Consider the following 14,293-nt stretch of genomic DNA (forward strand, 5'->3'; position numbering starts at 1 on the left):
ATATTGGTAGTTGCATTTGCAACCAGTCTATACACCATTCTTTTTTTAGATAGATTCGCAAATAGATTCATTTAACATTCACATGACTATTAAATAATTTATTACAATCATCACTAAATATAAGGACCTTTCAGTTGTATTTCACATTATTTTTAGACTTTATTTGTTGCTATAATGTCTGTTTTAGATTTATTATCATGTGCCTTATATTAAATATGCATAATTACATAATTATTCTTTATATTACAATATTGCAATTTACATTTATAACCTGTAAAATACAGGATGTTAAATAAATTACATAGGAGTTGTAAATATGAAAAAATTTATGGGCATGTTAGCTATGTGTTTTGCACTTACACTAGCATTTTTACCAACTATTTCAAAGGCGGATTCTTCTCCACTACGAAGTGTTAGCATTAGTGCTGTAGGCGATAATAACAAAATGTATAGTGCAAGTTCTTACTTATCTATTCCTGTTCTTAAAGGCGATTATCTTTATGTGAAAGTTAGTGAAGTAGGTACACCAGATTCATATTCTGAGGCTTTAACTGTTAATGGTATTAGATATGCGGGAAGTTCTTTAGACGAAGTTAGTTCTTATTCTGGTCCATTCGGATCTGAAAAAACATTTAGATTACGTATCAAAGATTCTTACATCTTTTCAAACACATCAAATTCAACAAATACTATAACTTTTGAAGCTAGAGTTCCTTTCTCAATGCAAGTATTATCTAAAACCATATCGGTTCATGTAGAATAACTTATAACATTATTATTAATAAAAAATACATCCCTATAAGGATGTATTTTTTATTTCATAGAAACATAATTCTAATTTTCAATAATTTATGTGGCGAATCAATGTTTTGTAAATCTTGTTATCCGAGATAAAATTATTGCCGTAATCAAGATAATAATAGCGGTTATTAAGCCAGATTCTCCAATCCAAATCTCTGACTGATGTCCTGTACTTGCACGTGCGAAAGGTCCTTGTATGATGGCATTCCAAGTGGTATGGATGATAACCGAAGGCCAAACGCTACCTGTGATAAGTCGTAAATAAGCTGTAATATAACTGAATGGCACAATACAAAAATAGATGCCAAGTACTGAAAGTAGGACAGATGATCCCTCTACATATAGACCAGCAATAACAATTGGAACATGCCACGTTGCCCAAATCAATCCACTAAAAAGGATAGGCCGTGAAAACTCTGCATCGACTAGCCTTGTGAGCATATAACCTCGCCAACCCATTTCTTCTCCCAAAACTGGGATTAAGTTAAGCAAACTTCCTAAAATGCCGCTCAATACTACTAGATAAATGAAACTGAATGGTTCCGGTAGATACTGAAGTCCAAGTATATTGTAGATTGGTTCTAACATACCACCTTCGGGATGCTGAAACCTCGCGATTCCGCTCAACCAGGCGATAGAATAAGTAATTCCACAAATAACCATGGGTATTAGCAGAGCAAAACCAATCCCCTTCCATATCTTTAAGTTACCGAGACTAAAAGAAACATCTTTAAACCCTTCTTTCAGTATTATGCGAGTCAAAATAGAAGAAAATACTGGGGTAAACATATATACCACAATAAGCGGCATACTTTTCGTAATTATTACTGCTACATTTAAGATAATAGAAGTAATGATTAAGATACTCAGAAAGAATTGAAGTCCTATTTTAGCACGTTGGATTTTATCTTTATTGTGGAACGATTTTGCGTGTAATATCATTGTAATCCGCCCTTCCCCTTTAATTCACTTGTTTATCGAATTTACTTCTTGTCATTTCCACGGATACAACTTAGAATAAAAATATTTTTGTATACAGATTCATTCATCTTTAAAATCCCTCCCAAATTTATAATCTAGTCTTACTTGCGACTCATCAATGTAATTATTATTTATAAGTTGTCATAGCCGATAGTACAAAAGTGTAATGATTAGTCTATGACCTGTGTCAATTCACCTTATGACAATATGTAACTAGAAAATATGATATGGGATAGATAACAATTGAATTAAGGCAATTGATACGTGCAAGTGCATGAATCAATCTTGCTTTTAAAAATAATTCAATTGAGGTGGAAAAAAATGAATAAGAAAAGAATGATTGCAATGGTTAGTACAGCTTTATTAGTCACAGGATGTGGAGAAGTAGGAAACGCTCAAACAGTAGCTGTCGAAAATTCAGGTCAATCAATCCAAAAAAATATAGTTAAATCAATACAATCACAGGCTTACCCATTAAAAACGATAGAGCCGTCAAAATCATTTGAGGATTTAAAACCACTTAAGAAAATGATTGGGAGTGCACAATATGTAGGATTAGGAGAGAATACTCATGGAAGCTCTGAAATTTTCACTATGAAGTTTCGACTTGTGAAATATTTGGTTACTGAGATGGGTTTTACAAATTTCACAATGGAAGAAGATTGGGGAAATGGCTTAAAGCTAAATGAATATATCCAAACAGGAAAAGGAAACCCTAAAGATTTTTTAAACTTGTTATATCCTACTGATGAAATTATAGCCATGATTGAGTGGATGAAAGATTATAATGCTGATCCATCCAATAAAAAAAAGATTCAATTTATTGGGCTCGACTTAAAGGAGTTGGACCAAGGTTGCTTTAATAAAGTAATTGATTATGTAAGGCTGCATCGACCAGATTTGCTGGCAGAAGTAGAAGAAAATTATAGAGAATTGTCGGCTTTTAATGGAAGTACACAGGAATATATGGACCTTGCTCCTGAAATAAAAGAAAAGTTCAAAACAAACGCTGAGAGAGTAGCTCGATTTCTAAAAGATGAGAATAAGCAAGCCAACACAGAAATAGTTTCACCCGAGTACATCTGGGCGAGAGCAACGGCAAGTGCAATAGAGAAATTTACCACAATGCTAATTCCTAACGACTATCCAAGTATGTTAAAGCTACATGAGCAATACTTGGCCGATCATGCAATGTGGGCACAAGAGACATTGGGTGGTAAAACTATGGTATGGGGACACAATATTCATATAGCTAAAGGAATTATCGATGAGAAATTATACCCTTATGTTGCGGGGCAGTTTTTGAAGGAACGTTTAGACAATAATTATGTCACAATTGGTAGTACAACTACGGAGGGAAATTTTACCTTATACAGCGAATATGATTCTTCCACTGGAGGTAAGATTACAACGCGTGCGATTCCACAAAATGTGAATAGCTTTAATTATACTCTCGGAAAAGTACCATATAACATGTTTTTATTGGATAACCGTCACCTTAAAGGACAAGCAGAGAAATGGGTTAAAGCAAAAAGACCATTACTTAGTATAGGGGGACAAATCTTCCCGAACGAATCGGCATACTTTGATAAATCATTGCTTGAGCAATTTGATATTATTTTTCACATTCGAAAAACAAGTCCATCTCATATTAAATAAAAGTACAAAACAATCCCGTTCTTGCATCTTCAAGAACGGGATTGTTTTGTGGAGATTAATAAAAGCATCTTTTTTAACCAGAAGTAGGTAGCTCTCCCCTTTTTAGCATCATTTAGAAATGTCATATGACACTTTTACACTAGTGAGAATGACAAAAAAAGCAATATAATTCGGTTATTACATAGATAGGAGCGATGAACTTTATGAAATCAAGATTCATCCAGAATGGTTATTTTTTATTGCTAACTTTCGTTACAGGATTGTTTTATTTTTGTTTTTATCTAATAGCTCTGCTATTCAGTTTCACCCTTTCATTTACAGTAGTTGGGATTCCACTAGTTATACACGTACTACAAACTACTACACCTTTTATCCAATTCGAGCGTATACAGACGAAAATTTATACCGATATTTCGACCGACTCTTACGATAGAAGTATAAAAGTGGATACATCAAACTGGGCTCAGGTGAAATTAATGCTTACAGATCGTCGTACTTGGTCTGCTGTCTTTTGGTTAATGAAGAAATTAGTGATTGGCATTTTCAGTCTTATTAGTGCAATCATTTTTTATGTAATGCCACTTATGTTGCTGTTGGCACCACTACTGTATCGATACATCGAAATGAATATTATATTCATACAGATAGATACTTTTGCGAAGTCACTCTTTGTAATGTCTATGGGGATAGTATTTATCGCCCTAAGTATTAGAATAGTAGATGGTTTGACAAAGAAAATTGGGGGCTATACACGTAGCATGATTCGGCAACTAAATCGATAGAAGTTTGCAATCTGTGAGTAGTATCGCGGTTTTAAATTTAAAAGTATAATAGGCATGAAGGATTAAATTATAATATATGAAGTAAAAAGGTAGGCTAATTAGGGGGTAAATGACTTGTTAGATATGGTTAAGTATTGGTTTTGGTACGATTGGATTATGTTAGGGATACGTCTACTTACTAGTGTGTCTATCATCCTAGCTACATTAAGTTTTCAGGATGGGTTAACATTGCCACTTTGGATTATTATTCTTTGGGAGGTTGTTGCCTTCTCAATTCCATGGGTTGCCTTACTGTTCAATTACAAATATTACTTGTTCACAGAAATACTGCTATATGGTGGACAATGTATATATTTAACCTCATTATTTCCGGAAGCTTACAACATATTTCTTATATCAGTGTTTCTAATTGCTGTAAATAGTAAGCATTTGTCCTATTATTGGACAGCTCCAACAACAGTTTTTATAACAACTGGAATTTTCTATGCTGTTGCGCCAAGTAATAACTATTGGACTATGGTCACCTACTATGGATTCGCTTATGTAATGGGATTCGCTTTTCATTTATTAATCGCCAATCATAAGCAAAATGAAGTAATTCGTAAACAAAACGCGGTACTTGAGCAATATATGTCTCAGATTGAACGTATTACACTGGCAGAAGAACGGAACAGACTGTCGAGCGAGCTTCATGATACAGTTGGTCACGCTTATACTTCTATTATTATGGGGATGGAAACGTTGCGTACCGAACTTGCTACTGAGATGGGTATACAGAGGCTAGATTCTCTGCTTGAAATGGGACGTAAAAGTATTGAGGACGTGAGAGGTTACCTACATCAAATGGATTCTCCGTGTCAATCCCCTTCCTTGATTCAATCTCTACAAAATCTTGGAGCCGAATTTCAGGAGCACGCTCAGGTAAATGTAAATTTTAGGACATTCGGAGAGGAATATCAACTGTCTCGGCAAGCGAAGATCGCATTCATTCGTTGCTTACAAGAGTCCCTTACGAATGCAGTACGTCATGGTCAGGGGACCGAAATTATAGTTTCATTGCAGTTTGAACAACAATATACGAGGTTAGAAGTTCAAGATAACGGAAAAGGAAATGTAGAATGGCAGGAAGGCTTCGGTATGAATGCGATGAAAGAACGGGCAATGAATTTGCAAGGTCAATTGTCTGTATATACAAAGCCAGAGGAAGGAATGCTTGTTACATGTACCATACCGCGACAAACTGAAATAAAAGATGGACTTATTCGTTTGTTAATTGTAGACGATCAACCATTTGTTCGGGAAAGTTTGAGGACACTACTCGATAGATATGAAGATTTAAATGTAGTCGGTTTAGCTGAGGATGGCAATCAAGCCATCGATTTGTGTGGGCGCCTTCAACCCCATGTTATACTTATGGATTTAGATATGCAGCACATGGATGGAGTCGAGGCAACCAAAAAGATTAAGCAACAATGGCCACATATCCGCGTATTGATTTTCACAACGTTTCAGGATACGAAACAGGCGTTTGAATCACTTCGCAACGGTGCGGATGGTTTTTTACTCAAATCTATTGAAACATTGGAGCTAGCTAATACGATCCGACTTATTCATAAAGGTGGGACACTGATTGATCAGGGAATGTCTCACAAAATATTTGAGAAGTTTGATGAGAAAAAACAGACACCACAATCAAAAGCAACTACTTATGAGCTAACAGCCAGAGAGATAGAAATTTTACAGCTAGTAGCAAAGGGACTTCGATACACTTCCATAGCTTCAAGGCTGTATTTATCGAATGGCACAGTCAGAAATTATGCTTCCACAGCTTATGCAAAGCTAGGAGTGCGTAACAAAGAAGAAGCTGTTCAAAAGGCTCTAGAAATTGGTATTATCGGATGAGAAAAATGGTTGTTGCTTCTTTAAAACTAGGCAAGCATTAGTTATAAGGTACAATAATATTTGTTTATATTAAATTTCAATGCATTTTTGATAGGTCTGTTATTTTTTAAAATTCATTTAAAAAGAAAATCCCTTCACATGGGATTTTTTTCTTTTTTTATAAGGTGACTAATCATCTTAACATTCCACTTCTCTGGCAGTACATTTTTCGTAATCTAATAACTATATGTAATTAAAGAATTTTATCTAAGCTCGTGTTTTAATTAGAACAGCCTTACTCAATATTAATTTCTTCTAATACTATAGATGGATTAGCAGTGAATATAATGAAGTTTAAGTTTGTAGTATGTATCAGTATTCTATTCTTTGAGGAAGATGGCGTTCCAATATAAACAACATGATCAAGCTTATTATGAGGAACGTCATTCATAGATATAGTAAGGATATCTTTTATAGGTATGGTAATCTCTGCTGATTGCCATGCAATCATTATACTATCTTGGGACTTTGTAATGCTCATTCTTGACATTTTATATCAATCCTTTTTCAGTTTTAGATAATTATCTAAATTGGTTAAATAAATACATAAACCATTATATATTAATATAATAAAATTATGCGTTTGTATGTAAAATTACATGCGCAAACTTCTTATTACCCAAAAAATACAATCTAATAATAAAGATTTGAACTACTATTAATCAATTTTATTTCTTTACATTTGACAGTAATTAACTAGAATTAAATCTCCTTTTCTATTAACAAATTAAAAAATAAATAAATTGATGTAATTTTTGTATTTAATGATTTGGAGAATTTTTAGAACATCCACCCAATGAAAAAGACCATTGTACTTTATAAAAGTTACAATGGTCTTTTTATTATTTTTACATCACATTTGATATATTCTATTGCTTTTTGTCTTGCTTCTCAATAATAAATTGTGAAACTAGTACTGACAATGCTTCTACTTTTTCTTTTATTTTGTTAGATTGATTCGATATCTCCTCGATTGATGCTGCTTGTGATTGGATTGATTGTACAGTTTGAGTTGTTTCCTTAGCTACTTGCGTTGCACTTTCAGAAACACTCGACATAGAGGCATTGACTTCTTCTGTACCAGCAGACATTTCTTCTGTTGCTGCAGATACTTCTTGAATTTGGATAGTGATTTTATTAATAGCCACCATAATAGATGAAAATGCTCGATTTGCTTTATTAGCAGTTTCCTTTCCTTCCGAAGCTTTTTGTTGACCTTTTTGCATTGCATCAACTGTATCTTTTGTATCTTGTTGAATGGCTAGTATTAAATGATTGATTTCATCTGCAGATGCTTTAGACTGTTCAGCTAAATTCCCTACTTCCGCTGCTACCACTGCAAACCCTTTTCCATTTTCTCCAGCACGTGCAGCTTCAATTGAAGCGTTTAAGGCAAGAAGGTTTGTTTGTTCAGCAATATTAGTAATCGCATCCAGAGCTTTATCAATTTGTTGCGTACGTGTAACAAGCCTCGCAATTACTTTAGAAGTTTCTTCAACAACCTCATGAATACTATTCATTTGAAGTATAGATTGTTTAATTACTTCACTACCAGAATTGACTTGTTCTGTTGTTGTGACCGCCACTTCAGTAACCGTTGCTGAAGACTCAGCTACAGTTTGAACGCCAGTCGCAATTTCTTCCATTGATGAGGAGCTTTCTTGAATACTAGTAACTTGTCCTTCTATTTTTTTATCAACCTCAGATATAGTTTGAACTACCTCTCTTGATATATGAGATGCTCGTTTAGTATCTTGCAACATCCCATTGGTAGACGAAATGACCTCTTGAGTTGTGATTTTTACTTCTCCAATTAATTGTTGTAAATTATCCAACATATTATTAAAAGACCTTACAATACTTCCTAATTCATTATCCGATTTATAAGAAGTACGTATCGTTAAATCACCTGCAGATACCCTTTCCATATCTCTTTCTAATAATACAATTGGTTGTCTAATTGCACTTTTAATGATATAGCCAATAAAAATAACGATTACGATTGCTATAATGGAGATGCTAACAAACAGCATTATAGTATTTGTTGCACTGGCTGTATTATTTTTTTGTAAATAATCTGCATTATTATTATTAACCTGAATGAGCCCACGAATAGCCTGCACTGCCTTTTTCATATTAGGGTCAACTTCTTTCAGATAATAAGCATATGCTTCATCATTATTAGATTGTCCCAGATCTTGTACTTTGCTCAATTGTGTTCTTAATTCATTAAATACTTCATGAAATGTTGTATATAATTCTTTTTCTTTTTTAGAACTAACTCTAGACTCAAACTTCTTTATTAACTGATCAGTTTCTGAACGAGCTACATCTATTTCTGTCAAAAGCTCTTTTATTCTTTTTTGATCTTTTGATAGAATAGTTTCCTTTACATTCATATTGATTAGATAAAAATTAGACTCTATTGCTCCTATCCACTGAATTGGTAATAAACTATCTTCATACATCGTATTAGATGCATGCTCCCCTTTTTTCAGGCCAATAAATCCTAGTATAGATAATATTATACAAGCCACACTTGCTATAATTACCAAAACACTTAATGTTGTGCCAATTTTACTGTTTTTTAAAAACGACAATTAACTCCACCTCATTGTTATATTATGATTAAATAATTTTATGTGCAAAAATAAAAGACATTTAAATATTTATATCCATTAAAAAATCGTATAAAGTTTTCTAAAATATGAAAGTTTGTACTTAAATCTAAATTTAAAAATAGTCCGGTAAAAAGAGCGTGTTTTCATCTATTTATCTAAACACGCTCCTGCAAATATTTAAACCCTATAGTAATTGCTTATTCCATTCTGATTTCCTTTTTACTAATACATATCTTTTTATATACGATTATCATGCCAGAAGTTTATTGGAAAATGATCATTCTCATTATAAGCTTCAAATTCATAACCTTTTTCTTTTAATCCTTTTATAATTGCTGGAACTGCCGCGACAGATTGGGGATGAATATCATGCATTAAAACAATTTCTTTTGAAGATGTCGCACCTGCCAATACATTTTGCACAATTTTTGCGGCTGCTACATCAACGGCTAATTTATTGTATTTCCAATCTAAAGAATCAATTGTCCAATCCCATACTTTTAAATCATTTCCGACCACTTCATTTCGAAGTGATTCATTTAAACCAGGCATTGATCCATATGGTGGCCGTGTTAATTTCGGTGAGCTTCCAATAACATTTCTAATTAAAGATTGATCCTCTTTCATTTCCTTAACATATTCCTTATTGGTGTATAACCTTTTAAAATTATGTGTCATGCTATGCATGCCCACATAGTGGCTCTCTACATGCTCTCGTTTCACTAAATCTGGTAGCCTTTTCACATTGTCGCCAATTAAAAAGAATGTTGCCTTTACATTATTTCTTTTTAATATATCTAATAAGTTAGCTGTATATTTTCCAGGTCCATCATCAAAAGTTAAATATGCAACTTTTCTTTCTTTACCAGCAAAACGATTAGGTATCGATTTTTTTAATTCATTTTTAGGTAGACTGCTCACTTGTTGAACACTGTTTACCTCTTCTGCATTTACTAGCTTAGGATTCGTAATAGATTGAAACATGTAATAACCTATTGCTACTAATGTAATAGCTAACAATACACATAAAATTCTTTTTTTCTTTAGCTTAATTTTCATACCATAATTCTTCCTTCTATCCTATTATTCCACTATATGTTATTTAACCAAACTCATTTTGCCTTTGCTAGTAGTTTTAATAATCTGGATAAGCCCTATTAATTTCCTGCACTACTGATCATACCATTTCCAATAATAGTTAGAACTAATGGAAATAACACTGGCCCTAAGGTAAGAAAAATGTTTAAAAGTATAATAAACTTATATAGGAAACTGTTTTTTTTATTATTAAGATTTAAAAATATCAAGATAACTAATGTTATTATAGTATTTAAATGTAAGAATAAGATTATCAACCAATAGTACATCATTATAGTAACATTCCACTTTCCTAATAGTTGGTATGTTATCCCTACAAATATTCCTAATACTGCAGCATTAAAGGAAATAAACAAAGTTCTGTATAGTATTTTAGGAAATATTTTATAATACACAGTTTTATTTGATAGATCTATTAAAATGGCCAAAGATAGATATGCCAGTAATACTCCCACCCAATTTAATATCCAATCTTGATTTCCCATTAAATTAAATAAAAGTGCAATGACCCCTCCTAATGCAAAAATCAAAGAAATCATAATATTATTTAAAGCTGATTTCATGATGTTCTCACTTCCTTAATAATTTTTATGATAAAGCATTGATGTTTACTCTTGAGTTATCCGTTTCTTATTAAAAGCCCTTTTTATTAATTGAGAACCTGTTTGATACTATTCTTCCATTACTTCTCTTGAACTCATACTTTCTCCTATTCCCCATACAATATGTGTACCTTGATTCAAATTTTGTTTTAAAGCATTTTTTGTATATAGTCTTTTCCTTCTTTATCTACTAATTCTTTTATTAATTTATATAAATAATTATTACTAGCTGTATATGCACCTCTTAAAAATAGTTCTAATGTTTTATCTACAAACCCAGATGCTATTCTAACTGCCAGTCTATCAGCTATTTTTTTATTATCAATCCCAATATCTTGTATGGAAATGCCCTCATGTAATCTGGTCATCATACCTAAAAACATACATGAAGTATAAATACCAATTATTTCTCGTCTTATTTATTTTTCTCACAACTGTGCAGGTGCTTGGAAAATTAATAATAATTTATTATAATTAAGTATATATTAACAATGTGTTTAGTATAAGTAAATAAAATTAATTTTAATTTAATAATTTTTACTTATTTAAAGGGGATTACGCATATGAACAATATTAATGTTGATCAAAAAATTATGGCATTTAGAAAAGCTGCCGGATTAACTAGTAAACGTTTAGCTGAATTAGCTGATATAACACCTTCTATGTTAAGTCAGATTGAGAAAGGAATCACGAATCCATCATTACAAACATTAAAATTAATTTCTGTAGCATTAAATATTCCATTATTTAATTTTTTCTTAGAAGATACCAATACAGAAGAATTAGTCGTAAGAGCTAATCAAAGAAAAAAAATAACTTTCCCTGAAAGCGGTAACGTTTCATATGAGTTATTATCTCCCAATTTAGATGGATCACTGGAATTGGCTTTAATGAATCTGTTACCTCAAACCGCTTCATCTATAGAACCTGTGGCACATAAAGGTGAAGAAATAGCATTTATTATGGAAGGACAAGTAAGACTATATTTAAATGATGAGGTTTTACTTCTCGATACAGGTGATAGTGTTAAAATCCCACCATATGCAAAGCATAAATGGGAAAACACTTCTTTAAACAAAGTCACTGTTATATTCGGAGTAACCCCACCATCTTTTTAATTCCATATACTATCGGATAAAAGTTAGAGAAAATAATTCTCTAACTTTTTGTATACATAACTATATTTTAAGAAAATAAAAAACTGGTCTCATAAATATATAAGATTAAAAGCTAAACAATTAAGAATAGTAAAGTAGAGCTTTTTGATTACATGCTTAATTTACTTTTTAATGTCCAGTATTTTTCCCCATTAGCGTCAAAAGAGAATTCGACCCATCCATTTGGATCTTCACGATAAATAAAGATGTTTGTTCCAGGAGTTAATGTACCAACATTATTTTGCGTTACATCTACATCTGATCTACTTTTAATTTTCAAATCAAATGGATAAGGTACATAGTAATAAACAGCTGATGAAATAATTTTTGCGCCCGAACCATCTAAATACATTTTATACGGTATTTCATTAGATAACGCTTCAACATCTAATGTTTCAGGACTCTTTGGTAATTTTTTTGCATATGTATAGTCTTCTGCACGGAACGGTTTCATACGTTCCATAATACCCGCAATTTTTTTAGCCCAGCCTTTATCTGATGCATATTTCACGTTCATACCAGCTAACGTTGGTCCGTTATAATGCATACCACTTTCTTCTAAATACCTCTCTCGTACATAATTAGCGTTATAAGCAATACTGTCGCCGTACGTTGGTAAGTATTTTGCATATTTAAATGGATTTCCATCATATGCACGTAATCCGAATAGATTATGTTTTTGATATGCAATTTCTGATTTACCGTATCCAGATTCTAAAATCGCATGCGCCGCTAAATAATGAGCATTCACGCCATATTGATTTTGCGCATTGATAAAATCTTGCCCATGTCCAACTAATGGACTATCTGAATGATATTTTGCTATAAAACTATCAATCTCTTGACCTGTGATTTTGGAAGCCACTGTTAAATTCAAATCTTCATATGATGTAGCAGTAATAATCTCTTTTTCCTCTAAAACATTCTTTGGAGTTAGTTGCATCATATCTGTTTTTGCAGTAAGTTGAGCAGCTTCGGCGCGTGTTATCGATCTATTAGGTTGCCAACCGTTATCAGTACCAACGGAAATTTTTAAATCAATTAAAACATTGGCGAATCTTTCACCCCAATGGCCTTTTAAATCCTGAAATTTACTTTGGCTATTATCATTTGTTGTACTTTGAAGTTTATAGGCATTTACTAGCATTGCCGCCATAGCAGCGCGCGTTACTTTTCCGGATGGATTGAAGATTCCATTACCTTCGCCTTTAATAATGCCAGCTTTTTCAGCTGCGGCAATATAAGGCGCTCCCCAGTGGTTTTGTGAATCTGTAAAGGATGGTTTTGCATTGTAGTCAATTTGTATACCTAAAACTTTTGTCATTATTGTTGCGGCGGAAGCTCTGTCTAGTGAATCATTTGAGCCAAAACTTCCGTCTGGGTAACCACTTAATACTTGTTTATCCACTAAATAATTAACGGATTGCTGTGCCCACTTAGGAACATCAGAAAATTTTTGAGTATCTGCTAAAGTATTAGAAGAATAAGATAATATTGCTCCTGCGAGGATACTTGTCGCGATGAATTTGTGCTTCATAAAAAAATATACACCTCTACCATACTATTGTATTTATCAAATTGAGATTTTCTATTTTTATATTTACATGCCTGTAATCATAATCAGATTGTATTAACATGCATTCAATTTGATGTAATGATTATAGTTACTTATATGTACAAGTGTCAATAGATGTCTTTTACAAAAATGTATGATATTTATATGAATTTGAATTTCCACAATATCATAATTGACTCATGTATAAGGTAGATTTAATAGTTAGATTTCCTCCCGGTATTGTAAGTCTCTTTAACTTAATGCAGTGAAAACTTAAAGTTGTTATGAAATGCTATTACTTTACATTCGGTTGCAGAATCAATAATAAAATTATTAAAGTAAATGTAGTTAATTTCCTTTAGAAGAGCAAATAATAATTAATTTACATTTAATTATATTTACTTATAATTAATACCGTGTTAACGTGTATTTAATAATAGAATATTTAGCCTTTGTTAATTAAAAGCGAAGTTCTTATAATTATTATATAATTATATTAAGATTTATTGTATAATCGATTTGTCTGTTATTTTTTTTAATTCATTTGATTGGGCAATTCCTTTACAAAGAGGATTGCCTATTTTTTTACAAACCTATTACATATTTTTCCTGTTGAATTTAAGTGATTGAACCCGAAATCAAATATGGGATGCTACATATACAAAATACGATAATTCTTTGGATGGTATAAGCTAAAAAGGACGGGATACTTTAACATCACGTCTCATAACTACTACTTATGTATGTATTATCCTTTTTCAAACCCACGCTTGAGCTTCCTACGGCGAAGAGTGGGTCTACTGTTCTTTTTTGCAGTTTCTTTCTTAGCACCTATGTTGAAAGCTAACACAAATTACTCGTATAATCTCTTTTAAAAGTTTATATAATAACCTCACCTTCACAAGATATACAGTCACCATTAAACACTTTAGTTTACTATAACATGAATATGTACACTTGAAGATTTATAGGTTTATAAATTTAATATGGAAAAAACAAATTTTTTTTAGAAATTCACAATATACATTTATCAATTTTTACAAGCGTTAAATATATATCATTTTAATAGATTAATATAAAATAAAGGGGAATCTTT

Annotated in this window: 12 protein-coding genes; 5 read left to right on the plus strand and 7 right to left on the minus strand. The window is 32.2% G+C overall.

Annotated features, from left to right (window positions below; translation table 11 throughout):
• The first annotated feature begins 316 nt into the window (after nucleotides 1–316).
• Nucleotides 317–763 carry a hypothetical protein gene (locus tag QCI44_RS29940; protein WP_353811641.1) on the plus strand — a complete coding sequence of 149 codons (447 nt, stop codon included), beginning with the start codon at nucleotides 317–319 and terminating at the stop codon, nucleotides 761–763.
• A 98-nt stretch (nucleotides 764–861) separates the two neighbouring features.
• Here the strand turns inward: QCI44_RS29940 and QCI44_RS29945 are convergent, their stop codons facing one another.
• Entirely contained in the window at nucleotides 862–1,743 is an 882-nt protein-coding gene (locus QCI44_RS29945) for a CPBP family intramembrane glutamic endopeptidase (protein ID WP_098412679.1), read from the minus strand.
• A gap of 360 nt (nucleotides 1,744–2,103) precedes the next feature.
• Here QCI44_RS29945 and QCI44_RS29950 point away from each other — a divergent pair, with 360 nt between their 5' ends.
• The 3 genes from QCI44_RS29950 (at nucleotide 2,104) to QCI44_RS29960 (ending at nucleotide 6,125) form a co-directional block, all read left to right on the plus strand.
• Nucleotides 2,104–3,441 (plus strand): erythromycin esterase family protein, encoded by a 1,338-nt coding sequence (locus QCI44_RS29950; protein ID WP_098412678.1) that lies wholly within the window; start codon nucleotides 2,104–2,106, stop codon nucleotides 3,439–3,441.
• A 203-nt stretch (nucleotides 3,442–3,644) separates the two neighbouring features.
• A complete protein-coding gene (locus QCI44_RS29955) occupies nucleotides 3,645–4,223 on the plus strand; it encodes a sensor domain-containing protein (protein WP_088083957.1) in 579 nt (192 codons plus the stop codon).
• A gap of 114 nt (nucleotides 4,224–4,337) precedes the next feature.
• Nucleotides 4,338–6,125 carry a helix-turn-helix transcriptional regulator gene (locus tag QCI44_RS29960; RefSeq protein ID WP_016135642.1) on the plus strand — a complete coding sequence of 596 codons (1,788 nt, stop codon included), beginning with the start codon at nucleotides 4,338–4,340 and terminating at the stop codon, nucleotides 6,123–6,125.
• A 274-nt stretch (nucleotides 6,126–6,399) separates the two neighbouring features.
• Here the strand turns inward: QCI44_RS29960 and QCI44_RS29965 are convergent, their stop codons facing one another.
• From QCI44_RS29965 to QCI44_RS29985, 5 genes are all read right to left on the minus strand, one after another.
• Nucleotides 6,400–6,654, minus strand: coding sequence for a SunI/YnzG family protein (locus QCI44_RS29965; protein ID WP_016089718.1), 255 nt, complete (start codon nucleotides 6,652–6,654; stop codon nucleotides 6,400–6,402).
• Nucleotides 6,655–7,033: 379 nt separating this feature from the next.
• Nucleotides 7,034–8,764, minus strand: a complete 1,731-nt coding sequence (locus QCI44_RS29970) for a methyl-accepting chemotaxis protein (RefSeq protein ID WP_098486691.1) — start codon at nucleotides 8,762–8,764, stop codon at nucleotides 7,034–7,036.
• Between the two features lie 258 nt (nucleotides 8,765–9,022).
• Nucleotides 9,023–9,844: a peptidoglycan-N-acetylglucosamine deacetylase gene (locus QCI44_RS29975; protein WP_353811642.1), complete on the minus strand. Its 822-nt coding sequence runs from the start codon at nucleotides 9,842–9,844 to the stop codon at nucleotides 9,023–9,025.
• A gap of 98 nt (nucleotides 9,845–9,942) precedes the next feature.
• The gene (locus QCI44_RS29980; RefSeq protein WP_016089721.1) at nucleotides 9,943–10,446 is read right to left on the minus strand and encodes a DUF3902 family protein; all 504 of its coding nucleotides are present in this window, start codon (nucleotides 10,444–10,446) and stop codon (nucleotides 9,943–9,945) included.
• A 188-nt stretch (nucleotides 10,447–10,634) separates the two neighbouring features.
• On the minus strand, nucleotides 10,635–10,853 hold the full coding sequence (locus QCI44_RS29985) for a hypothetical protein (RefSeq protein WP_016089722.1): 219 nt from the start codon (nucleotides 10,851–10,853) through the stop codon (nucleotides 10,635–10,637).
• A gap of 195 nt (nucleotides 10,854–11,048) precedes the next feature.
• On the opposite strand from QCI44_RS29985, the gene QCI44_RS29990 reads away from it, so the two are divergent.
• On the plus strand, nucleotides 11,049–11,603 hold the full coding sequence (locus QCI44_RS29990; protein WP_016089723.1) for a helix-turn-helix domain-containing protein: 555 nt from the start codon (nucleotides 11,049–11,051) through the stop codon (nucleotides 11,601–11,603).
• A 148-nt stretch (nucleotides 11,604–11,751) separates the two neighbouring features.
• Here QCI44_RS29990 and QCI44_RS29995 read toward each other — a convergent pair whose 3' ends face one another.
• Complete coding sequence (locus QCI44_RS29995) at nucleotides 11,752–13,179, minus strand: S-layer homology domain-containing protein (RefSeq protein ID WP_353811643.1); 1,428 nt, start codon at nucleotides 13,177–13,179, stop codon at nucleotides 11,752–11,754.
• Nucleotides 13,180–14,293: the final 1,114 nt, after the last annotated feature.

It is taken from the genome of Bacillus cereus group sp. RP37, from assembly GCF_040459695.1.
In the GTDB taxonomy this organism is placed as follows: Bacteria; Bacillota; Bacilli; order Bacillales; family Bacillaceae_G; genus Bacillus_A.